At 39.2% G+C, this 23,498-nt stretch carries 24 protein-coding genes and 1 tRNA gene; 16 read left to right on the forward strand and 9 right to left on the reverse strand.

Going from position 1 to position 23,498, the window contains the following annotated elements; genetic code table 11:
- Positions 1-606: 606 nt before the first annotated feature.
- The 8 genes from clpP to ABH959_RS09250 all read right to left on the reverse strand — a co-directional run bounded on the left by clpP (position 607) and on the right by ABH959_RS09250 (position 5,206).
- Positions 607-1,188 (reverse strand): ATP-dependent Clp endopeptidase proteolytic subunit ClpP, encoded by a 582-nt coding sequence (gene clpP / locus ABH959_RS09215; protein WP_001049163.1) that lies wholly within the window; start codon positions 1,186-1,188, stop codon positions 607-609.
- A 240-nt stretch (positions 1,189-1,428) separates the two neighbouring features.
- Entirely contained in the window at positions 1,429-2,298 is an 870-nt protein-coding gene (locus ABH959_RS09220) for a DUF421 domain-containing protein (RefSeq protein ID WP_404492503.1), read from the reverse strand.
- A 20-nt stretch (positions 2,299-2,318) separates the two neighbouring features.
- The gene (locus tag ABH959_RS09225; RefSeq protein WP_002034728.1) at positions 2,319-2,525 is read right to left on the reverse strand and encodes a DUF1657 domain-containing protein; all 207 of its coding nucleotides are present in this window, start codon (positions 2,523-2,525) and stop codon (positions 2,319-2,321) included.
- Between the two features lie 9 nt (positions 2,526-2,534).
- Complete coding sequence (gene spoVAE, locus ABH959_RS09230; protein WP_000575919.1) at positions 2,535-2,885, reverse strand: stage V sporulation protein AE; 351 nt, start codon at positions 2,883-2,885, stop codon at positions 2,535-2,537.
- Positions 2,882-3,898, reverse strand: a complete 1,017-nt coding sequence (gene spoVAD, locus ABH959_RS09235) for a stage V sporulation protein AD (RefSeq protein ID WP_000938981.1) — start codon at positions 3,896-3,898, stop codon at positions 2,882-2,884. Before spoVAD ends, spoVAE begins: the two co-directional genes overlap by 4 nt.
- A complete protein-coding gene (gene spoVAC, locus ABH959_RS09240; protein ID WP_002129887.1) occupies positions 3,899-4,375 on the reverse strand; it encodes a stage V sporulation protein AC in 477 nt (158 codons plus the stop codon).
- A gap of 28 nt (positions 4,376-4,403) precedes the next feature.
- Entirely contained in the window at positions 4,404-4,892 is a 489-nt protein-coding gene (locus tag ABH959_RS09245) for a YhcN/YlaJ family sporulation lipoprotein (RefSeq protein WP_003192317.1), read from the reverse strand.
- Between the two features lie 107 nt (positions 4,893-4,999).
- The gene (locus tag ABH959_RS09250) at positions 5,000-5,206 is read right to left on the reverse strand and encodes a DUF1657 domain-containing protein (RefSeq protein ID WP_000216167.1); all 207 of its coding nucleotides are present in this window, start codon (positions 5,204-5,206) and stop codon (positions 5,000-5,002) included.
- Positions 5,207-6,118: 912 nt separating this feature from the next.
- Between ABH959_RS09250 and ABH959_RS09255 the strand changes: the two genes are divergently transcribed.
- From ABH959_RS09255 to eno, 11 genes are all read left to right on the forward strand, one after another.
- Complete coding sequence (locus ABH959_RS09255; RefSeq protein WP_002129884.1) at positions 6,119-6,319, forward strand: hypothetical protein; 201 nt, start codon at positions 6,119-6,121, stop codon at positions 6,317-6,319.
- 285 nt (positions 6,320-6,604) lie between these two features.
- A tRNA-Arg gene (locus ABH959_RS09260) sits at positions 6,605-6,680 on the forward strand.
- A gap of 405 nt (positions 6,681-7,085) precedes the next feature.
- A complete protein-coding gene (locus ABH959_RS09265) occupies positions 7,086-7,352 on the forward strand; it encodes a hypothetical protein (protein WP_367964063.1) in 267 nt (88 codons plus the stop codon).
- A gap of 510 nt (positions 7,353-7,862) precedes the next feature.
- Positions 7,863-9,170, forward strand: coding sequence for an RNA polymerase factor sigma-54 (gene rpoN / locus ABH959_RS09270; RefSeq protein WP_002016074.1), 1,308 nt, complete (start codon positions 7,863-7,865; stop codon positions 9,168-9,170).
- Positions 9,171-9,179: 9 nt separating this feature from the next.
- Positions 9,180-9,425 (forward strand): glutaredoxin family protein, encoded by a 246-nt coding sequence (locus ABH959_RS09275; RefSeq protein WP_002089547.1) that lies wholly within the window; start codon positions 9,180-9,182, stop codon positions 9,423-9,425.
- A 135-nt stretch (positions 9,426-9,560) separates the two neighbouring features.
- The gene (cggR, locus tag ABH959_RS09280) at positions 9,561-10,589 is read left to right on the forward strand and encodes a gapA transcriptional regulator CggR (RefSeq protein ID WP_002089545.1); all 1,029 of its coding nucleotides are present in this window, start codon (positions 9,561-9,563) and stop codon (positions 10,587-10,589) included.
- A gap of 26 nt (positions 10,590-10,615) precedes the next feature.
- Positions 10,616-11,620, forward strand: coding sequence for a type I glyceraldehyde-3-phosphate dehydrogenase (gap, locus tag ABH959_RS09285; RefSeq protein ID WP_002016071.1), 1,005 nt, complete (start codon positions 10,616-10,618; stop codon positions 11,618-11,620).
- A 139-nt stretch (positions 11,621-11,759) separates the two neighbouring features.
- Positions 11,760-12,944, forward strand: a complete 1,185-nt coding sequence (locus ABH959_RS09290; RefSeq protein WP_002016070.1) for a phosphoglycerate kinase — start codon at positions 11,760-11,762, stop codon at positions 12,942-12,944.
- Between the two features lie 32 nt (positions 12,945-12,976).
- A complete protein-coding gene (gene tpiA / locus ABH959_RS09295) occupies positions 12,977-13,732 on the forward strand; it encodes a triose-phosphate isomerase (protein ID WP_002016069.1) in 756 nt (251 codons plus the stop codon).
- Positions 13,729-15,258 carry a 2,3-bisphosphoglycerate-independent phosphoglycerate mutase gene (gene gpmI / locus ABH959_RS09300; RefSeq protein ID WP_002129880.1) on the forward strand — a complete coding sequence of 510 codons (1,530 nt, stop codon included), beginning with the start codon at positions 13,729-13,731 and terminating at the stop codon, positions 15,256-15,258. The genes tpiA and gpmI overlap by 4 nt, the downstream gene beginning before the upstream one ends.
- A 30-nt stretch (positions 15,259-15,288) precedes the next feature.
- Entirely contained in the window at positions 15,289-16,584 is a 1,296-nt protein-coding gene (gene eno / locus ABH959_RS09305) for a phosphopyruvate hydratase (protein ID WP_000103948.1), read from the forward strand.
- A gap of 50 nt (positions 16,585-16,634) precedes the next feature.
- Here the strand turns inward: eno and ABH959_RS09310 are convergent, their stop codons facing one another.
- Positions 16,635-17,585: a nucleoside hydrolase gene (locus ABH959_RS09310; RefSeq protein WP_404492504.1), complete on the reverse strand. Its 951-nt coding sequence runs from the start codon at positions 17,583-17,585 to the stop codon at positions 16,635-16,637.
- Between the two features lie 286 nt (positions 17,586-17,871).
- Here ABH959_RS09310 and ABH959_RS09315 point away from each other — a divergent pair, with 286 nt between their 5' ends.
- The 5 genes from ABH959_RS09315 (at position 17,872) to rnr (ending at position 23,229) form a co-directional block, all read left to right on the forward strand.
- A complete protein-coding gene (locus ABH959_RS09315) occupies positions 17,872-18,249 on the forward strand; it encodes a CidA/LrgA family holin-like protein (protein ID WP_404492505.1) in 378 nt (125 codons plus the stop codon).
- Positions 18,246-18,938, forward strand: coding sequence for an LrgB family protein (locus tag ABH959_RS09320; RefSeq protein WP_113936283.1), 693 nt, complete (start codon positions 18,246-18,248; stop codon positions 18,936-18,938). Before ABH959_RS09315 ends, ABH959_RS09320 begins: the two co-directional genes overlap by 4 nt.
- A 506-nt stretch (positions 18,939-19,444) precedes the next feature.
- The gene (gene secG / locus ABH959_RS09325) at positions 19,445-19,678 is read left to right on the forward strand and encodes a preprotein translocase subunit SecG (RefSeq protein WP_002016062.1); all 234 of its coding nucleotides are present in this window, start codon (positions 19,445-19,447) and stop codon (positions 19,676-19,678) included.
- A 161-nt stretch (positions 19,679-19,839) separates the two neighbouring features.
- Positions 19,840-20,580 carry an alpha/beta hydrolase gene (locus ABH959_RS09330; RefSeq protein WP_162836430.1) on the forward strand — a complete coding sequence of 247 codons (741 nt, stop codon included), beginning with the start codon at positions 19,840-19,842 and terminating at the stop codon, positions 20,578-20,580.
- A gap of 222 nt (positions 20,581-20,802) precedes the next feature.
- A complete protein-coding gene (rnr, locus tag ABH959_RS09335) occupies positions 20,803-23,229 on the forward strand; it encodes a ribonuclease R (protein ID WP_396022277.1) in 2,427 nt (808 codons plus the stop codon).
- Positions 23,230-23,498 lie beyond the last annotated feature (269 nt).

Raw genomic sequence — 23,498 nt, forward strand, 5'->3', positions numbered from 1 at the left:
TTATTTTTCTGTTTGTGGGGTGCGGTGAGTTGAGGTGAGTGGTGGGGGTATGTAGGGTGCACGTGTTTGTCGAGAATTGTCGGTAAATCGATATGTTGTGTCGAAACGTCGATATAATTTGAGTTGTGGTCGATAAAATTGAAAAATCGCTGATATATTGGATTAGATACTAGGTGGGGTATGTGATACCCTTGTACATAATAAAAAAAGCGCCCTGTTGAAGGGCGCTTCCGCTTTTAGTTGTATCTAGCTCCAGCGGCTAGAATCTCCGGTCGTTTCGCCCCTTCATTCGAGGCAAAAAGCGCCTCGGAATCAGGGGCTCCAACGCCCTGCGATTCTGAACGAGCCGCTTCTGCTTTTAAGTGTATCCAGCTCCAGCGGCTAGAATGGTTGGTGGCTTCGCTTCTTCCGTCGAGGTAAAAAGCACCTCTTTGTCAGAAGCTCCATCCCCCTCTCATTCTGAACGAGCCGCTTCTGCTTTTAGATGTATCCAGGCGGCTAGAACAGTCGGTCGTTTCACCCCTTCATTCGAGGCAAAAGGCGCCTCGGAATCAGGGGTTCCAACTTCCTCCTGTTCTAAACGAGCCGCCTCCACTTTTAAGTGTATTAACGATTTGTAAAGATCTTATCGATTAAGCCGTATTCTAGAGCTCTTTCTGCTGTCATGAAGTTGTCGCGGTCTGTGTCGCGTTGTAGAACTTCAAGTGGTTGACCTGTGCGGTCAGCAAGAATTTGGTTTAATTTTTCACGTAAGAATAGGATACGTTTTGCAGCGATTTCGATTTCAGTCGCTTGACCTTGTGCTCCGCCAAGTGGTTGGTGAATCATAACTTCACTGTTTGGAAGTGCGTAACGTTTTCCTTTTTCACCTGCTGCAAGTAAGAATGCACCCATAGATGCAGCCATACCGATACAGATTGTTGATACTTGTGGTTTAATAAACTGCATTGTATCGTAAATTGCCATACCAGCTGTGATAGAACCACCAGGGCTGTTGATGTAAATGTGAATATCTTTTTCTGGATCTTGAGATTCCAAGAATAAAAGCTGGGAAACGATTGAGTTTGCTACGTTGTCATCAATTGCGCTACCAAGCATAATGATGCGATCCTTTAATAGTCGAGAGTAAATATCGTAAGCGCGTTCTCCACGATTTGTTTGTTCAATTACTGTAGGAATTAAATTCATCTGTTATTTCCTCCTTTAAAAGCTTTCTTAGTCTTATAATACAATTATGGTCAATGAAGGTCAAACGAAACCACTTTAAATCAAAAAATATGTAGTTGTATCATGATTTATTCGCTATGTTTTTAAAATTCCCTGCTTATGTATCTTCAACATCATAACCGAATTACATAAATTTAAACGTGATTAATGGTGTGGAAAAGGCAAAAGAACGCCTTTTGTATAGAAGCGTTCTTTCATTTTTTATTCTTTTAACAGATAGGTTACTTTATTTAAGATTTTCTCGATTTGTTTTGCGTTTTTACTATACATATCACTCGCTGATTTTGATTTCGTTTCTAAAGAGAATAATTCAAGATCAGCATTGCATTTCTTTAAGGATGCAAATAATAAAGGCTTGTTTTGAGGAGAAGGCATTTGGAGTTTATCATTATAGATGTCGATAGTAAGTTGTCCGTATGAATCAACTTGACCAAGAAAGACATTTTCAATGACAACACCGAGTTTTTCTAGCTCAGAATGTAACCAAGCGCGATTATGTCCGCTAGCAGAAAGAGGTTCATCTAGTACATTTCCATCCATAATAACAGTTTGCGGTTCTTTTTCGTTTGGCACTTTTAAGCTGATATCTTTTGCTGTAAGTGGTTGGCGATCTTTCTTTAATAATACATTTAATTCACCGCTCGGTTCTAGTATAGCAAATTCAACATCAGCTACGCTGAACGCATTTTTTCCTCTGAGAAGCTCAAGTAATTCATCACTTGTATACTTTTCTTTCTTTAAGTTATCTTCAAGTATTTTGCCATCTTTTATTAATACGGTAGATTTTCCTTCAAAAAAATCTCGAGCTGTTTTGTTCTTTAAAGAGAGGATTCCTGTGAAAAAAGGTACCACAGCGAAAATGAGTATCGCAAAGACGCCGTGGAAAAATTTTGAATCAAGCCCTGTAGATACTTGGGCAGCGATGTCACCGATTGTCATTCCGGCTATGTATTCAAAAAAGGAGAGCTGAGAGATTTGTCTTTTTCCTAACCATTTCGTAATAGCGAATAAAATAATTAATATGAATACAGAGCGAAGAATGACAAGTGTCCATTCCGGCAGGTGAGACATAGTCATTTCCTCCAGTCTACTTAAAACCCTTTATATTGAGGTTCCTCACGTTCTAATACTGAAACTCTATTCTGTAAATCGGTGATGATGCTGTCCATTTCTAACATACATTCATGAAATACACGTTTTGATTCCGCGTCCTGTGAATTTAGTGAAAGGGAGCTTAAACTTGCTTGAGCGCCCCTTACACTGGCAAGGCAGGTTTTAACGCTAGCGATAACTGTCATACGAACACCTTATCCTTTCGGTTTGAATAGCAATGCTCCAATGAAGCCGAAAATAATGGCAGCTGATACACCAGCACTCGTTACTTTAAACATGCCGGTAATAACGCCGACGATGCCATGTTTGGCTGCTTCCTCCATCGCGCCATGAACGAGGGCATTACCGAAACTTGTAATAGGTACAGTTGCGCCAGCGCCTGCAAAGTCGATTAATGGTTCATACAGATTGAATCCATCTAATATAGCTCCAGCAACAACGAGTGTTGCCATCGTATGAGCGGGGGTTAGTTTGCCGACATCAAACATAAGCTGTCCGATTACGCATATGAGTCCACCAATGACGAAAGCCCAGAAAAAAATCATTGCGTTGCACCTCCAAATTCAATCGAAACAGCGTGAGCGATACACGGAATCGTTTCTTCTTGTTGGAATGTAAGTGGAGATAGTAAAGCGCCTGTCGCAACGACAAGTATTTTTTTGAATTCTCCTCTTTTCATTCGGTTTAATAAATGTCCGTATACGACTGTTGCTGAACAGCCTGGACCACTTCCACCAGCTATGACAGGTTGACCTTCTCTATAAATGATGATTCCGCAATCTTGAAATTGCTCGCTCTTTACCTTTGTTCCATGTTTATGTAGTAGGTCGTAAGCGATTTCGCGACCGACATGTCCAAGGTCACCTGTTACGATTAAGTCGTAATAAGAGGCGTCAATTTGTCGTTCGCGTAAATGAGCTTCAATCGTATCGACAGCAGCTGGGGCCATCGCACCACCCATATTAAAAGGATCTGTTAGTCCCATATCAATAACTCGTCCAATGGTGGCCGATGTTACTTGTGGACCATATCCAGTGTCGCTTAAAATAGCCGCGCCTGCACCGGTCACTGTCCACTGAGCCGTAGGAGGTTTTTGACCACCATATTCAGTTGGATAGCGGAATTGTTTTTCTACCGCAGCGTTATGACTTGATGCCCCAGTTAATAAATACTTTGCACCTTTTGCATTTACGATACTTGCACCGAGTGCTAAGCCTTCCATAGAGGTAGAACAGGCGCCGAATAAACCGAGATAAGGTGTTCCGAGTGTGCGGCATGCAAAGCTCGTTGGAGTTATTTGGTTAATTAAATCCCCTGCGAGTACGAATTGAATATCGTCTTTACGGAGCTTTGCCTTTTCGGTAGCGCGGCTACAAGCTTCTTCAAATAAAATTTTATGCGCCTTTTCGTAAGAATCTTGTCCGAGCCATAAATCTTCATGCAGGGTATCGAAGTCTTCAGGAATTTTTCCATTTGCCTCAAATGGGCCACCGACTACACCTGTTGAGATGATAACTGGTTTGTTTTCGAATACCCATGTTCGGTGTCCTTGTAACATTTACAGCCCTCCCCATTGAAAGAGAATTGTTTTAATAAGAGCGATGACGAAAGCGGAAAATACGCCAAATAAGATGACCGATCCTGCTAGTTTAAACATGTTACCACCAACGCCGAGAACGAATCCTTCTGTACGGTGTTCAATACATGCGGCAATAACAGAGTTACCAAATCCAGTAACGGGAACGGCGGTACCAGCACCAGCAAATTGCCCAAGGCGATCGTAGACGCCAAATCCCGTCAGTAGCATGGAGATAAAAATAAGAGTTGCAACGGTAGGGTTCCCGGCAGATCTTTCAGTGAAATCAAAGTACGTAATATAAAAGGTGGAAATCAGTTGGCCTATTAGACAAATTAATCCCCCGACGAAAAAAGCTTTCATACAATTTTTTAAAACGGGGCGCTTCGGTTCGCGCTGTTGTTCGAATTTTTTATATTCTTGTTGCACAGGTGTTAAATTTTTATCTTTACTAGACATTTGAATCCTTCCTTCTCTTTTAGAAAACTTAAATATTAGATCCCATTTCTGATTGAATGAGTTTCAATTGATCTTTAATGCCATCCTTGCTTATTTTCTTGTTCTTAATTTTGTTTTCAAGTTCTTCTATGAGCATAAAAATCTTTTTGTCTGTACTTACACGAATATCGAAAGTAGGGTTTTCATCACTTAGCTTCTTTTTTAATTTACTTCGTAAAGGTTTTAAACCAAATCTTTCGTGATGTTCAGGTTTAACGGCTATGTAAAGATCTAAATTTGTATTAACTGCGGTAGCTTCTATAATTCCCTCCATAGCAAGAGCTTTTTTCTTAGCGTCTTGCGATATAGATTGATTAAAGGATTCTGTACTCATTTTTGTTAATTTAGGGCCCTTTTTCTCATCTGCCCGCTTAGCTTCTTCTTTCTTTACTTTTTTATCTAACGGGCTATTATCACATCCGGTAAGTGAACCGAATAGGAGCATAAATAACGCGGTTATGATTCCAAGTTTTCGCATTATAATCATTCCATTTCTATTGCAGTATGTAATGTGAGAGAAAAAGGATGATTGCATATCATCCTTTTTCTCAAATTGTGTACCATTAGATGAAATGGCACTTTTGGTTATTGCTGTGTGTATTGTGGTTCTTCTTGCTGGACTTCTTCAACACGCGGGTTTAAAGAATCGATAATTGTTTGTGTTTGTTGCGCAGCTGTTTGGAAAAGTTGCTTAGCTTGTTGGTTATCCGTATCAAGAGCGAATCCCTCTAAGCTAGCTTGTGCACTTTTTAATCCAGAAACAGTTTGCTTTAGTTTTGTAATTACAGTCATTGAATGAAGCCCCCTTTGGAATATCAATTCAAAGATTATAATTTGTGGGTTTGGGTGAATTTATGATTGGAAAATTTAGGTTTTTGAAGTTGAAGCTTTGATTCAAGCGTCAATGAATTCTTTGTTATAGTGGCGCTTTATAAGATGGAAGAGGATGATATGTAATTCATGATGTAGGTATGTTACCTGTTGAAGATTAAAAAGTAACTGAAAATTACATGAGGTTAAATTTCTGGTTATTCACAAAAAACATATCGATAAAATATATATATTTCTATTATTGTAGTTATTTTCAATTTAAAATAAAATTTTCTTGTATAGTAAAAAAAAGGATGTTTTCAGTTTTAAAAAAATAATATCTTCATTATCTTATTCGTTCAATCGAAGTCATTCACGAAAGAAGAACGTTATTAAATCAACGTTTCTTTTAATGCATAAAACATTTACGAATTGTTTTGTTCATCGAAAGTCTTGCGAATTCTTTTAAATCAACGTTTAGAAGAGAAAGTCGAAAGTAACAAAAGTCATTTATGTTGTATTCGTCATTCATCAAAATGAATACACTATTCACCACAAGCCAACCCAAACGAAAATTTTCCGAACCCTCCAAGCCACCCCGCTGAGCCGTCGCAGGAGTCCTTTAGAGATAGTATTTGTGATTTTTGAATCAGGGGGTTGATCTCTCGCGAAGTCCTGACGCAGCCCAGCGAATTGTCTTTTACCCAATTCTCGCCGAGTTTCTACTATCAAAGAAAATAACGTTTCTAATGCGATTGGGCAGCCGTTATCGGAACTTACCCCCGACAGTGTGTTAAAATTAATCGAAGCGGAAAACGAGGATCTCCAATTGACTGGACGTGTAATCGGTTGGACAGTTTAAGAGAGTTGTATAAAAAGGGAGATGGCGCAAAGATGGTGAGATCAAAAGAGAATGATTTAACGGAGAAATTGGCAGAAGGTCACCGAGAATATGGTGACGGCAACTTTACAGTACAGAACATCGGTGATGAAACTAACCCGAATTGGACTGTCGTAAAAAATGTGAGGAAGGGATCGGCAGGCATTCGTGAAGGGGAAGATATATTTAGCCTGCGATCAAAATATATAAAATAGTGCGGAGATGGGCGGGCATCACTTCGCCTGTCTTTTTTTTATAGACTATATGCGTTCTATTTCGATTTAAGTAGATTAAGGGGGAACGAAAGAAGGAAAACTGCGCGCTAAAGCTAGTGTAGAAGAGGTTTTTATGCTTGCGTATTAGGTTAGCGTCAGGATATAATATCCATATGTAAAGAAGCGAACGTCTACGTGTTGGTGTTCGTATCCTACGTTTAACTTTCGGTAAGAACAAGTCGGAAGAAGACGGAGGCAAACCGTTGATATTATCGTAATAATCATGCGCCCATAGCTCAGTCGGATAGAGCGGTGGTTTCCGGTACCACGTCTGCCGGGGGTTCGAATCCCTCTGGGCGCGTTATGTATTGTTGTTGTGATGTGTTCTATTCTATTTAAAAGTATTGAGTAAATAGCACATAATAGCGTGAAGAACGTGTTGAAAATTAATAGTAAATCTAAAGAAACCCCTTGTATGTGATTAGAAATAATCGTGTATAGGGGGTTTTTCGTTATGAAAAGAATTAAAGAGTGAAATGCAATTCAAATCAGAACAGATTTTAGCACTAAAAGAAATTGTAACGAGATATATTGCACAAGCGTATTGTTAAGTTGCTGAACGAAAATATGACACGTAAGATAGTAGTGATTCACAAAGCAATAGGGACAGGCTAGCCGTCTTTGCCAGTAAGCTGAAGTTTAATAAAAGTGATCATCTTTCGTTGGCATTATCGGACTTTCTTGACCGTTATGAAGGAGAAGAAGAATGAAAAAAGGTTCTCGCAAGCTATTTGAAATAAAATCGTTTCTTACATGTATTGAAGAAGAGGAGTGCGGAGAAAAGGTCTATTATGTAACGATGGAACATCACAACAGTAGTGTGACTCGTCACAAGATAACGAAAGATGATGCATTCGAAATGTTAGTTGCGTATGCAAAAGGAATACCTGAAATCATGGAGGTCTTCATGGAAGGTGAAAATTTCAATGAAGTTTATAAGATAACGGCATCGCTAGGTATTTATTGCAGTTAAGTAAAAAGTACATGTCATAAATGTTGTTCACTTGTAAGAATAGACCCTGGAAAAATAACTCAGAGGTAATCCAAGTCACAATTCGAAAATTACACAAAGCAGATAAACAAGAAAGTATCTTTATAGCAAATCGCAACGCTGTGAATTTGGTGCGTGTGGTACTCGTAGAGGATACGAACGGAATTAATCTATCAAATGAAAATGCGACAATGGTGAAGAAACGTGTAATATTCGATATGTACTCGCCATTGTAAAAAAGGTCTGAACTTACAAGTATAAGTTCAGACCTTTTTTTATTATCGCTTGTTATATCTGATAATAAGATTTACTATTAGTATGTGGTAATAATTTTTATGCGTTATTATTTTCTTTCAATATTATTCAAATTTCGGTTGTAAGATCTAAATCTCATTAATACATATAAATTAATAATATTTTGGAATGGGTGTCTGCGTGAGGATTCTCCTTTTACCAAACTTATTGTACAATAGAAACAAGGGGGAGATTAGTTTGAAGGCAAGTCTTTTACAAGAACAAAGCTTACGTTTGGCAATGACACAAGAGTTAAGGCAAGCGATTACAATGCTCCAGTATAATGTACAAGAATTATCGGAGTTTTTGTATGAGCAATCGTTAGAGAATCCCCTTATTGAGTTAGGTGGTTTTGAGAGGGAGAAGAAAAAGAGCTCTAACACAAGTAAAAGTACCCGCAAACAAGTCGAGAATCAAATGGAAATCTACAGTGTGGATTCTACAACGATTCAGCAACATTTATTAAATCAACTACAGTATTATAAAATAGATGAAGAAGAGCGAAAAGCAGCTTCTTTCATTATTATGAACATGGATGGAAATGGCTATTTACAAGAAACAAATGAAGAGTTATCAGAGCTTCTTTCTGCGCCAATTGATGTAGTGGACTGTTCCGTGGAGCTTGTTCAATCGTTAGAGCCAGCAGGGGTAGGTGCGCGTAATATTCAGGAATGTCTATCAATACAATTGAAGCGCTTACAAAGAAGGAATGGGTTAGCGGAAGAAATTATAGATGATCATTTTAATTATTTCGTTAAGAAAGATTGGCGAAAGCTCGTTCAAGTGTTGAAGTGTACCAACGAGGAATTACAGGATGCGGTGAACTGTATTACATCATTGCAGCCGAAACCAGGTCTTGCATTTTCTTCTGATAAACCACTTTATATCGTGCCTGATATGGCGGTAAAAAAAGATGGCGATCATCTCGTTTTACAGATGAATGAGAGAAATATGCCAAGAATTGAAATTCACTCTGAGTATAGTGCGTTACTAAATAATAGTGAAAGTGAAGTGGCTTCTTACGTATCGGAGAAGTATCAGCATGTGCAATGGATTATGCGCAGTTTGAAACAGAGAAAACAAACACTCTTACAAGTGATGAATATTATTATGGAAAAACAGCATGATTTCTTCTGGGGAGGTCCAGAGTATTTAAAACCACTTGCTTTAAAAGAGGTGGCGGAAGAGTTAGGTGTGCATGAGTCTACAATTAGTCGTGCAACGCGTAATAAATATGTGCAAACGCCGCACGGTTTATTTGAGATGAAATCGTTCTTTAGTAATTCTATTTCTACGACGGAAGATGAGGCGGTTTCTACAAAGCGTGTGAAACAATTCATTCAAACGCTTGTTGGAGCAGAAAATAAGAAAAAGCCACTTTCGGATCAAAAGATTTCAAAATTATTAGAAGAAGAGCATGAAATAGTTATTTCTCGAAGAACGGTTGCGAAGTATAGAGAACAAATGCATATTCCTGCTTCGTCTCTAAGAAAAACAATTGGATAGGTGAAGAAGATGAAGGTTGTACTATATACAAAAAAAGATTGTGGTCTTTGCGTGAAGGCGAAACAAGTTTTAAAAGAAGTACAATATGAATATTCTTTTCAAATTGAGGAAATAGATATATATGAAGATAATGACCTTTTAGAGAAATACCATCTAATGATTCCTGTTGTAGAAATAGGCGGAAGACAAGTAGAATATGGTAACATTCACAAAGGTGTCATAATAAACTATATAAACAATGCAGTTAAGAGTTGAATAAGTTTCTGTCTCCTGTTACAATAATACACGTAGCAGGGATTATTTTTTTAACCTAAGTGGGACGCAAAATGTCACTACGGGACATAAAGTGACCATGAAGGAAAATGAACCGATGCAGTGAGGAGAAAAGATATGCGCTCATGGATTCAGAACACAAAAAAATTATTACCTGATCTGCTACCTGTTATGCAAACGAGAATGCAAGTGCTTCAGTACATTAGGCTTATGCAGCCGATTGGAAGAAGAAACTTATCTGCAAGTCTCGGTATGACAGAACGAGTATTGCGAAGTGAAGTTCAAGTTTTGAAAGAACAAAACTTAGTTCACGTCGCTTCTTCTGGAATGACTTTGACAGAAGAAGGAACAGCTTTAGTTCTTGCTTTGGAAGACTTTATGAAAGAAATTTCCGGGTTAAAGGTTTTAGAAAAACAACTTAAGGAAACATTAGACTTGGATGAAGTTTTCGTTGTCCCTGGTGATAGTGATGAATCACCTTGGGTCAAACTGGAGATGGGCCGTGCTTGTGTGACTTGTATAAAAGACCGTCTGACAGTGAATAATATCGTTGCTGTGGCTGGAGGAACTACGCTAGCTGCTGCTGCGGACATGATGCAACTTGATTGCAAAGATTTACATATGCTATTTGTCCCAGCACGTGGTGGAATTGGAGAAGGTGTCGAGTTAGAAGCCAATACCATTTGCGCCAAAATGGCACAAAATACGATGAGTAATTATCGCTTATTGTATGTTCCAGATCACGTTAGTAGCGAAGCATATGCGTCTATTGTAACAGAGCCCTCCGTGAAAGAAGTTCTTGAGTTGATTCGATCTTCCAATATCGTCATTCATGGAATTGGTGATGCGTTAACAATGGCACGTCGCAGAAATACTTCAGAAGCAGATTGGTTAAAGATTCAGGCAAGCGAAGCAGTTGGCGAAGCTTTCGGTTACTACTTTAATGAACAAGGAAATGTTGTTCATAAAGTAAGAACAGTTGGTATGCAACTTGAAGATTTACAACATGTATCTCACGTTGTCGCAGTCGCTGGAGGTTCTTCAAAAGCAAAAGCAATACAGGCTGTAATAAAGCAAGGGCACACTTCAATTCTAATTACAGATGAAGGTGCAGCAAAACAATTAACAAAGGGTATTACCCTTTAATATAATCCCCCAAGGAGGAAATTTAAATGACTAAAATTGGTATTAATGGATTTGGACGTATCGGACGTAACGTATTCCGCGCAGCTCTTAACAACTCTGAGGTAGAAGTAGTAGCAATCAACGACTTAACAGATGCTAAAACATTAGCTCACCTTTTAAAATATGATACAGTTCACGGAACTTTAAATGCAGAAGTATCTGCTAACGAAAACAGCATCGTTGTTAACGGTAAAGAAATTAAAGTTATCGCTGAGCGTGACCCAGCTCAATTACCATGGAGCGACTACGGAGTAGAAGTAGTAGTAGAATCTACTGGCCGTTTCACTAAAAAATCAGACGCTGAGAAACACTTAGGTGGATCAGTTAAGAAAGTTATCATCTCAGCTCCAGCTTCTGACGAAGATATCACTGTAGTTATGGGTGTTAACCACGAACAATACGATGCAGCTAACCACAACGTAGTATCTAATGCTTCTTGTACTACAAACTGTCTAGCTCCATTCGCTAAAGTATTAAACGAAAAATTCGGCGTAAAACGCGGAATGATGACAACAATTCACTCTTACACTAACGACCAACAAATCTTAGACTTACCACACAAAGATTTACGTCGTGCTCGTGCAGCAGCTGAAAACATGATCCCAACATCTACTGGTGCTGCTAAAGCTGTAGCATTAGTATTACCAGAACTTAAAGGTAAATTAAACGGCGGCGCTGTACGTGTTCCAACTGCTAACGTTTCTCTTGTTGACTTAGTTGTTGAACTTGACAAAGAAGTAACAGTTGAAGATGTAAACGCAGCATTCAAAGCAGCTTCTGAAGGCGAATTAAAAGGTATCCTTGGATACAGCGAAGAGCCATTAGTATCTATCGACTATAACGGATGTACAGCTTCTTCTACAATCGATGCATTATCTACAATGGTAATGGAAGGTAACATGGTTAAAGTACTTTCTTGGTACGATAACGAAACTGGTTACTCTAACCGCGTAGTAGACCTAGCTGCATACATGACTTCTAAAGGTCTTTAATTCTTAAGTATATAAGCAATCAATGACAAAACGAGGGAGAGGGTTTGTTCCCTCTCTCTCTTCTTTCGTTTTAGAAGCAAATGTGTTAAGCTTTTGAATGGGTTTTGTCAATCCTAACTAGTAGTCGGAGGGAAATCCAATGAACAAAAAATCAATTCGTGACGTAGATTTAAAAGGTAAGCGTGTATTTTGCCGCGTTGATTTCAACGTACCTATGAAAGAAGGCAAAATTACAGATGAAACTCGTATCCGTGCAGCTCTTCCTACAATTCAATATTTAATAGAGCAAGGTGCGAAAGTAATTTTAGCAAGTCATTTAGGCCGTCCAAAAGGTCAAGCAGTAGAAGAATTACGTCTTACTCCAGTAGCAGCACGTTTAGGCGAGCTTCTTGGTAAAGATGTTAAAAAAGCGGACGAAGCATTCGGACCAGTTGCACAAGAAATGGTTGCAGCAATGAACGAAGGCGACGTATTAGTTCTTGAAAACGTACGTTTCTATGCGGGCGAAGAAAAGAACGATGCAGAACTTGCGAAAGAATTTGCAGCTCTTGCTGATATCTTCGTAAACGATGCATTCGGTGCAGCTCACCGTGCTCACGCTTCTACAGCAGGAATCGCAGACTACCTACCAGCAGTATCTGGTTTATTAATGGAAAAAGAGTTAGATGTATTAGGTAAAGCACTTTCTAACCCAGAACGCCCATTCACAGCTATCATCGGTGGTGCGAAAGTAAAAGATAAAATCGGTGTAATTCGTCATCTATTAGACAAAGTAGATAACTTAATCATCGGTGGCGGACTTGCTTACACATTTGTTAAAGCTTTAGGTCATGAAATTGGTCTATCTCTATGTGAAAACGACAAAATCGAACTAGCTAAAGAATTTATGCAACTTGCAAAAGAAAAAGGCGTAAACTTCTACATGCCAGTTGATGTTGTAATCACAGAGGAATTCTCTGAAACTGCAACAACTCAAATCGTAGGTATCGACTCTATCCCTTCTACATGGGAAGGCGTGGACATCGGTCCTAAAACACGTGAAATTTATGCAGATGTAATTAAAAATTCTAAGCTTGTTGTATGGAATGGACCAATGGGTGTATTCGAAATGACTCCATTCGCAGAAGGTACAAAAGCAGTAGGACAAGCATTAGCAGATGCAGAAGATACATACTCTGTTATCGGCGGTGGTGACTCTGCAGCAGCTGTTGAAAAATTCGGTATGGCTGATAAAATGAGCCACATTTCTACTGGCGGCGGTGCGTCATTAGAATTCATGGAAGGTAAAGAGCTTCCAGGTGTAGTTTGTCTTAACGACAAATAAGTAGCAGCCAAAGAAAAAGGACGGTGCAAAGCATGCGTAAACCAATTATCGCAGGTAACTGGAAAATGAATAAAACTCTATCTGAAGCAGTTAGCTTCGTAGAGGAAGTTAAAGGTCAAATCCCAGCAGCTTCAGCTGTTGATGCAGTAGTTTGTTCGCCAGCTCTATTCTTAGAGCGCTTAGTAGCAAAGGCTGAAGGAACTGACTTACAAGTAGGTGCACAAAACATGCACTTCGAAAAAAATGGTGCATTCACTGGCGAAATTAGCCCAGTAGCACTTAGCGACTTAAAAGTAGGCTATGTAGTACTTGGCCACTCTGAGCGTCGTGAAATGTTTGCTGAAACAGACGAGTCAGTAAATAAAAAGACTCTTGCAGCATTTGAACATGGTTTAACACCAATCGTTTGTTGTGGTGAGACTTTAGAAGAGCGCGAAAGCGGAAAAACATTTGATCTAGTAGCAGGTCAAGTAACAAAAGCACTTGCAGGTTTAACAGAAGAGCAAGTTAAAGTAACTGTTATCGCTTATGAGCCAATCTGGGCTATCGGTACAGGTAAATCTTCTTCTTCTGCAGATGCAAATGAAGTATGTGCGCACATCCGTAAAGTTGTTGCAGAAGCTGTTTCTCCAGAAGCTGCAGAAGCTGTTCGTATTCAATACGGCGGTAGCGTAAAACCAGAAAACATTAAAGAGTATATGGCACAATCTGACATCGACGGCGCTTTAGTTGGCGGTGCTAGCTTAGAGCCTGCTTCGTTCTTAGGTCTTCTGGGGGCGGTAAAATGAGAAAGCCAACAGCTTTAATCATTCTTGATGGTTTCGGACTACGTGAAGAAACTTACGGGAATGCTGTAGCACAAGCTAAGAAACCTAATTTTGATGGTTACTGGAACAAATTCCCTCACACAACGCTTACAGCTTCTGGTGAGGAAGTAGGTCTTCCAGCAGGTCAAATGGGTAACTCAGAGGTTGGTCACTTAAATATCGGTGCTGGCCGCATCGTATACCAAAGCTTAACACGCGTAAACGTTGCAATTCGTGAAGGTGAGTTCGATCAGAACGAAACTTTCCAAAATGCAATTAAAAGCGTGAAAGAAAAAGGTACTGCTCTTCATTTATTCGGTTTACTTTCTGATGGTGGTGTGCACAGTCACATGAACCATATGTTTGCTCTTCTTCGTTTAGCAGCAAAAGAAGGCGTGGAGAAAGTATATATCCATGCATTCTTAGATGGCCGCGATGTTGGACCACAAACAGCAAAAGGTTATATCGATGCAACAAATGAAGTAATTAAAGAAACAGGAGTAGGACAATTCGCGACTATCTCTGGTCGTTATTACTCCATGGACCGTGACAAGCGCTGGGATCGCGTAGAAAAATGTTACCGTGCTATGGTGAATGGTGAAGGCCCTACTTATAAATCAGCAGAAGAGTGTGTAGAAGACTCTTATGCAAATGGTATTCATGATGAATTCGTATTGCCGTCTGTAATTGTTAACGAAGATGACACGCCAGTTGCAACAATCAATAATGATGATGCAGTTATCTTCTATAACTTCCGTCCAGACCGTGCAATTCAAATTGCTCGTGTATTTACAAACGAAGACTTCCGTGAGTTCGATCGTGGTGAAAAAGTACCTCACATTCCTGAGTTCGTTTGTATGACACATTTCAGTGAAACTGTAGATGGTTACGTGGCATTCAAGCCAATGAACCTTGATAACACATTAGGTGAAGTTGTTGCGCAAGCGGGATTAAAGCAACTTCGCATCGCGGAAACTGAAAAGTATCCGCACGTTACATTCTTCTTTAGCGGTGGTCGTGAGGCTGAATTCCCAGGAGAAGAGCGTATTTTAATTAACTCACCGAAGGTTGCAACGTATGACTTGAAACCTGAAATGAGCATTTATGAAGTAACGGACGCTTTAGTAAATGACATCGAAAATGATAAACATGATGTTATCATTCTTAACTTTGCAAACTGTGATATGGTTGGCCATTCTGGGATGATGGAACCAACAATTAAAGCAGTAGAAGCAACTGACGAATGTTTAGGAAAAGTTGTAGAAGCGATTCTTGCAAAAGATGGTGTAGCACTTATTACTGCTGACCATGGTAATGCCGATCAGGAGTTAACTGCTGAAGGTGGACCAATGACAGCTCATACAACTAACCCGGTTCCTTTCATCGTTACAAAAAATGATGTAGAGCTTCGTGAAGGTGGTATTTTAGGAGATATCGCCCCAACAATGCTTACACTTTTAAATGTGGAACAACCGAAAGAAATGACAGGTAAAACAATTATTAAATAATTTGCTTATATAAAAAGGAGAGAATTTATTATGTCAACAATTATTGATGTTTATGCTCGCGAAGTCCTTGACTCTCGTGGTAACCCAACTGTAGAAGTAGAAGTTTACACAGAAAGCGGCGCATTCGGACGCGCTATCGTACCAAGTGGTGCATCTACTGGTGAGCACGAAGCAGTAGAATTACGTGACGGTGACAAATCTCGTTACCTTGGTAAAGGTGTTCTTAACGCAGTAAACAACGTTAACGAAGCAATCGCTCCAGAAATCGTTGGTTTCGACGTAACTGACCAAGCTGGTATCGACCGTGCTATGATCGAATTAGATGGCACTCCAAACAAAGGTAAACTAGGCGCTAACGCTATCCTTGGTGTATCTATGGCAGTAGCTCACGCAGCAGCTGACTTCGTAGGTCTTCCATTATACCGTTACCTTGGTGGATTCAATGCAAAACAATTACCAACTCCAATGATGAACATCATCAACGGTGGTTCTCACGCTGATAACAACGTAGACTTCCAAGAGTTCATGATCTTACCAGTTGGTGCTCCAACATTCAAAGAATCAATCCGTATGGGTGCTGAAGTATTCCATGCACTTAAAGCTGTATTACATGACAAAGGTCTTAACACTGCAGTAGGTGACGAAGGTGGATTCGCTCCAAACCTTGGTTCTAACCGTGAAGCATTAGAAGTAATCATCGAAGCTATCGAAAAAGCTGGTTACAAAGCTGGCGAGAACGTATTCTTAGGAATGGACGTTGCTTCTTCTGAGTTCTACAATAAAGAAACTGGTAAATATGACCTTGCAGGCGAAGGCCGTACTGGCTTAACTTCTGCAGAAATGGTTGATTTCTACGAAGAGCTTTGCAAAGACTTCCCAATCATCTCTATTGAAGATGGTTTAGACGAAAATGACTGGGATGGTCACAAATTATTAACTGAGCGTATCGGTGATAAAGTACAATTAGTTGGTGACGATTTATTCGTAACTAACACTCAAAAACTTGCTGAAGGTATCGAAAAAGGTATCTCTAACTCAATCCTAATTAAAGTTAACCAAATCGGTACTTTAACTGAGACTTTCGAAGCAATCGAAATGGCTAAACGTGCTGGTTACACAGCAGTTGTATCTCACCGTTCTGGTGAAACTGAAGATGCTACAATCGCTGACATCGCAGTTGCAACTAACGCTGGCCAAATCAAAACTGGTTCTATGAGCCGTACTGACCGTATTGCTAAGTACAACCAATTATTACGCATCGAAGACGAACTAGGCGAAATCGCTGTTTACGATGGTATCAAATCTTTCTACAACATCAAACGATAATTGTAGAAAATAACGACAGACCGTGAGAAATCACGGTCTGTTTTTTTATGTTAAAATTGTTCGTCTGTCATAAGTGACATGAAGTATTTAAAGAAGAGATTATAATCAAAATCGATAGCAATTTGCTGCGAGGGCCGATTGGTGAATGGACTTGATCCTACTAAAGAGCGGAAATCACCGATACTTGCTCCTTGAGCGTAAGATTCGGTCATGACGGTAATTGGTGATTTGTAGTAGGTAAACATAGAATTATCAAGTAAAGCTAATATCGGTATCGTGTCATGAAAAGGGCAGCCTTTTAATTGTGGTAAAATTTTTTCGTAATATCCATAGTAGTAATGATCGAATAGAGGTTTGACGAGAGAAGCCTTTCCTTTCGCCTCAATATATTCAGCCATATCAGGTGTAACGATGGAATACTGAGTTACATTTAACGGGTATATGTACATGTTGGATGCAGATTGTAATACAATGTTAGCCGCGATTGGATCGCCATAAAAATTCGCTTCTGATACGGGAGTTACATTACCTGGGTGCAGAAAGGAACCACCCATTACATAATAAGATTTAATTTGCTGCATTAAGTTTTTACATAAAATAAATAAAACAGCTAGGGAAGTGAGTCGCCCTAAACTTACAATGATTAGTTCGTCTTTATACTGCTCGATAAGAGGGATAACTTCAAAAAAATTCTCCATTTCTCCGTTTTGTAACTTTTCATTTGGGATGATTGGCCCTAACCCTTCTTTACCGTGAATATTGGTAAAAAAAGCAGGTGGACCTCCATTGAGAGGACGGTCTGAACCACCAAATATTTTCATATCTCTATTTCTTGATTTTTGTTTAAGAAAATGAGCATTTTGTACGGCCATTTTTTTTGGAACATTGCCGTAATCAGCGACAATCCCAACAATTTCAATTTCATCGATAAAGAATGCGAGGAGGAGGGCTATCGCATCGTCGATTCCAGGATCACAAAAAATGAGAATTTTTTTAGACATGCGTTCACCACCTATCTTTATATATATATGTGTGCTAGAGAGAAGACAGAATAAAAATGGAGTGAAGGATTTTGTTTTATTAAAATAATAACCATCAAAATTCAGAAAATATAAACTTTATATATTAGGTCAAGGTTTTTGACGTAAATCACATTAGGAAACGCAGTCATATCAAGGGTGTAAGCGTATAATATAGTGGATTTTCGTTGTTGATTTGATAAATTGCAGGTTTTTACAATTTATACTATGATAAGGATATTAACAGAAGATCGTATAAACATGAGGGATGATGAACATGAAACTTACAAAGATTCTTGTCCAAATTGCTGCTCTTTATGTATTTTATATGGTTGGAAATTGGGTGCAAGAAATGTTGAATCTTCCGATTCCAGGAAGTTTGATTGGGATGTTCCTCCTACTTGTTTTGCTTAGCCTAAAAGTACTTCCAGTGAAATGGTTTGATTTAGGAGCAGAAACACTCGTTGCTATTATGCCGTTTTTATTAATTCCGCCAACGCTTGGCTTAATGAATTACGGTGCTTTTTTTATGAGTAAAGGAATTTCCCTTTTCATTACAGTTGTAGCGAGTACGTTTTTAATTATTATTGCCGCAGGACATACAGGACAATATCTTGCGAATAGAAAGGAAAAAGAGACACAATGAGCCAAATATTAATCGGAATCGGTTGGGTTCTTTTTACGGTGCTATTATATCAATTATCTAAAAAAATCTACAAATTATTTCCAACACCATTTACCATTCCAATGCTTGTTGCAACAGGATTAATGGCTTTCTTATTTATAATGCTTGATATACCATATCAAAATTATATGGAAAGTGGTGGTGGCTGGATTGCGAAGCTACTAGGACCAGGTGTTGTAGCATTTGCAATCCCGCTTTATAAACAACGTCATGTTCTGCAAAAATATGTTGTACCAATTGCTGGTGGTGTATTAGTAGGTACAACAGTTGCTATTGCAAGTGATTTTGCTATCGCCACACTTATGGGAACAGATAAAAGCTTAATTTTATCTTCTTTACCAAAATCAGTGACAATGCCAGTTGCGATGAGTGTATCTGAACAAGTTGGTGGTGTCCCGTCCTTAACAGCAGCATTCGTCGTTATCGCAGGGATTACTGGAACGATTTCAGGACCAATTTTATTAAAATGGAGCCGTGTTACAAACTCAGTTGGTAAAGGGATTGGCTTTGGATGTGCGTCTCATATTATGGGTGTTATGAGAGCGATGAAAAATAATGAGCATGAAGGTGTTATTGGATCGGTAACAATGACATTAACAGCAATTTTGACATGTTTGCTTGGACCGTTATTCGCAATGATGTTCATTTGACACTCCCACCCCTAAAGGGGCAAGCTGACTAATGTCAGTGGGATTCTCGCTACCAAAGGCGAAGTCCATTTCTGGTATCGCTGACGTGCAAGATTGCGGTGTGCCATCACCACTCCCACAACAGACCATATAGGTTCGTGGGCTACGGTACTGTGACCATACCGTACAGATTGTTTGTTCTCAAATGTTTTTACGTCTTTTTCTTGACGACTTAATACATTTTACGGAGTAGAAGAATTTGCTACTCCAACCTCATATGTATTCTGTTTTCAGAGAACAGTCGTTTTAGAGCCTTTTGCATGACTATAAATAAAGTATACCATTTTTGGCTATGCAAAAACGATGCGTTCATCCCACTTTTAAAGACGGACTAAAGTCCTGCGTGGGCTTTCCCGCATTATAAATTCCTTAATGGAAGAAAAGCGAGAGCAACCTTATAGCTCTCGCTTTTCTATAGAATTTATGCTACATTTAAAATAACTGAATCTTTGTAGGAGGTACGCCAAGTGCATACGTTATTATCAGTTTTACTTATTATTGTATCGATTTTAATGATTGTTATGGTACTTATGCAGTCTAGTAATAGCTCAGGCCTTTCAGGCGCTATTTCAGGTGGTGCAGAGCAATTGTTTGGTAAGCAAAAAGCACGTGGAATTGAAGCGGTATTAAACCGTGTTACAGTTGTCTTAGCTGTACTATTCTTCGTACTAACAATTGGTGTTACGTACTTAAATTTATAAAATTAAAAGAAGAAGCGTTAGCGGATTATGCTAATGGTTCTTCTTTTTTTGATTTGTTATTCAAAAAAAGTTTCTAATTAGATTATAGAATTATAAATATGGTACACTAAGAATAGAAAGAATACGACTAGATTACAGAAGAGAAAGAGGAGAAGTACATGATGAAATTAGCATCTCCGAAACCATTTACATTTGAAGGTGGAGACCGCGCTGTTTTATTATTACATGGATTCACAGGGAACTCAGCTGACGTACGCATGCTAGGGCGTTTCTTAGAGAAGAAAGGCTATACTTGTCATGCACCAATTTATAAAGGACACGGCGTACCACCAGAAGAGCTTGTTCATACAGGCCCTGAAGACTGGTGGAAAGATGTAATGAATGCCTACCAGCATTTAAAAGATCAAGGTTACGAGAAAATAGCTGCGGTTGGATTATCATTAGGCGGAGTATTCTCATTAAAACTTGCTTATACATTACCGATTTTAGGTGTTGTACCAATGTGTGCACCGATGTACATTAAAAGTGAAGAAATTATGTACCAAGGTATATTGGCATATGCCCGCGAATATAAAAAGCGTGAGCAAAAATCACCAGAACGAATTGAGCAGGAAATGTTTGAATTTAAACAGACACCAATGAATACATTAAAAGCATTACAGGAGTTGATTCGTGACGTACGCAATAATGTTGATATGATTTATGCTCCAACATTCGTTGTACAAGCACGTCATGATGAGATGATTAATACAGATAGTGCTAACATTATTTATAACGGTGTAGAATCTACGTTAAAAGACATTAAATGGTATGAAGACTCTACGCATGTCATTACACTTGATAAAGAACGTGATGTGCTACATGAGGATGTATATAACTTCTTGGAGCAACTAGATTGGTAAGGTCTAGTTGCCTCTTTTTTTCATAAGGGAATTTTTATCCCGCTATTTGTGGGCTAATAATCAGTGGGGACGGACAAAAAACTACTGGTTAAAGTTACACTTTATGAAAGCTGTAAAAAATCATTGGGAGATGATTAAAGTTTCACTTTATACATCCCCCATCTTTCGGATACACTAAATAATATAAGGGTTTAAAGGAGGTATTTCTGCTTGGAAGAAATCATGCAAGAACATATTGATAAGTTGTTATTATTTATGAGGGAAGAAGCGTATAAACCGTTAACGATACAAGAATTAGAATCGGCATTTGGAATCGAAGGCTCTGAGGGCTTTAAAGATTTCGTAAAGGCACTTGTAATGATGGAAGAGAAGGGGCTTGTTATCCGCACACGTAGTAACCGCTACGGTCTTCCAGAAAAAATGAATTTAGTACGCGGTAAATTAATTGGGCACGCACGTGGTTTTGCGTTCGTCGTTCCAGAAGAGAAGAAAACAGGAGATGATGATCTTTTCATCCCGCCGACAGAATTAAATGGTGCACTTCATGGTGATACAGTATTAGCACGTGTTAGCGCACAATCAAGTGGATCACGCCAAGAAGGCGCGATTGTTCGTATTTTAGAGCGTGGAACGAAGGAACTAGTTGGTACATATACAGAGTCAAAGAACTTTGGATTTGTTATACCTGATAATAAACGCTGGACAAGTGACATTTTTATCTTGAAAAGTGCATCTATGGGCGCTGTAGAAGGCCATAAAGTAGTTGTGAAAATTACGGGCTACCCAGAGAACCGTTTAAGCGCAGAAGGTGAAGTTATTCAAATTCTAGGTCATAAAAATGACCCAGGAGTAGATATTTTATCTGTCATTCATAAACATCATTTACCTTTAGCATTCCCTGAAGAAGTGATGGAGCATGCAAACAGTGTACCAGAAACGATTTCAGAAGAAGATATAAAAGATCGTCGTGATTTACGTGATCAAATGATTGTTACAATTGATGGTGCGGATGCGAAAGACTTAGATGACGCTGTTACAGTAACGAAGCTTGAGAACGGTAACTATAAGCTTGGCGTTCATATTGCGGATGTAAGTCATTATGTTCAAGAAGGTTCTCCAATTGATGTTGAAGCAGCAGAGAGAGCAACGAGTGTATATCTTGTAGACCGTGTAATTCCGATGATTCCGCATCGTTTATCAAACGGTATTTGTTCATTAAATCCGAAAGTAGACCGTCTGACACTATCTTGTGAAATGGAAATCAACAATCTAGGTGATGTTGTAAAACACGAGATTTTCCAAAGTGTAATTAAAACGACAGAGCGTATGACGTATGCTGACGTAAGAAGCATTTTAGAAGATGAAGACGAAGCGCTAATTGAACGCTACGAGCCGCTAGTACCAATGTTTAAAGAAATGGGGCAGTTAGCACAAATTTTACGTGAAAAACGTATGCGCCGTGGTGCGATTGACTTTGACTTTAAAGAAGCGAAAGTACTAGTAGATGAAGAAGGAAAACCGACTGATGTTGTAATGCGTGATCGTTCTGTATCAGAGAAGTTAATTGAAGAGTTTATGCTTGTTGCGAACGAAACAGTAGCGGAGCATTTCCACTGGATGAACGTACCGTTTATGTACCGTGTCCATGAAGATCCGAAAGAAGATAAGCTTGAGCGTTTCTTCGAGTTTGTAACAAACTTCGGATATGCAGTAAAAGGACGTGCGAATGAAATACACCCTCGTGCATTGCAGCAAATTCTTGAAATGGTTCAAGGTCAGCCGGAAGAAATAGTCATTTCAACAGTTATGCTTCGTTCTATGAAGCAAGCACGTTACGATTCGAACAGCTTAGGACATTTTGGTTTATCAACTGAGTTCTACACGCATTTCACATCGCCAATTCGTCGTTACCCAGATACGATTGTTCATAGATTGATTCGTGAATACATCATTAATGGTAAAGTAGACAACGAAACGCAAGCGAAATGGCGTGAAAACTTACCTGAGATTGCAGAGCACTCTTCTAATATGGAACGCCGCGCTGTTGAAGCAGAGCGTGAAACAGACGAAATGAAAAAAGCAGAGTATATGGTTGATAAGATCGGTGAAGAGTATGACGGTATGATTAGCTCTGTAACAAACTTCGGTTTATTCGTAGAGCTTCCAAATACAATTGAAGGTCTTGTACACGTTAGCTATTTAACAGATGATTACTACCGTTATGACGAAAAACATTTTGCGATGATTGGAGAACGTACAGGTAACGTATTCCGCATCGGTGACGAAATTACAATTCGTGTTATTAACGTAAATAAAGACGAGCGCGCAATCGACTTTGAAATCGTTGGCATGAAAGGCACACCTCGTCGTAAGTTCAAAGATCGTCCAGTTGTGATTGAACAGCCAAGAACAGGCAGAAAGAAACGCGGTGGACGTAGCGAACGTAGTAATGAGCGCGGTGGTGAACGCGGCACAGGAAGAAAGTTTGATCGTGGTGGACAAGGAAAAGGAAAAGCATCAGCATCCACATCCGCTAGTCAGCCAGGGAAAAAAGATGGAAATAGTAATAGTAATGGTAATGGTAAGAAGAAAAAAGGATTCTTTGAAAATGTACCAGGATTCAAGAAGAAAAAGAAAAAGCGCAAGTAAGAGAAGAGTGGCTTCGCCTCACATTCTGAGCGAGCCACTTTCGCTTTTTATTGAATCCAGCTACAGTGGCTAGAATGTTTGGTGGCTTCGCTTCTTCCCAGGAGGCAAAGAGCGCCTCAAGGCCAGAAGCTCCATCCACCTTACATTCTGAGCGAGCCACTTTCGCTTTTTATTGGAATCCAGCTACAGTGGCTAGAATCTATTGGCCATTTCGCGCCCTCGGACGAAGCAAAAAGCGCTTCTTTGTCGGGAGCTCCAATGTCCAAAGA

The sequence above is a fragment of the Bacillus sp. RC51 genome (genome assembly GCF_044908115.1).
GTDB classification, from domain to species: domain Bacteria; phylum Bacillota; class Bacilli; order Bacillales; family Bacillaceae_G; genus Bacillus_A; species Bacillus_A mycoides.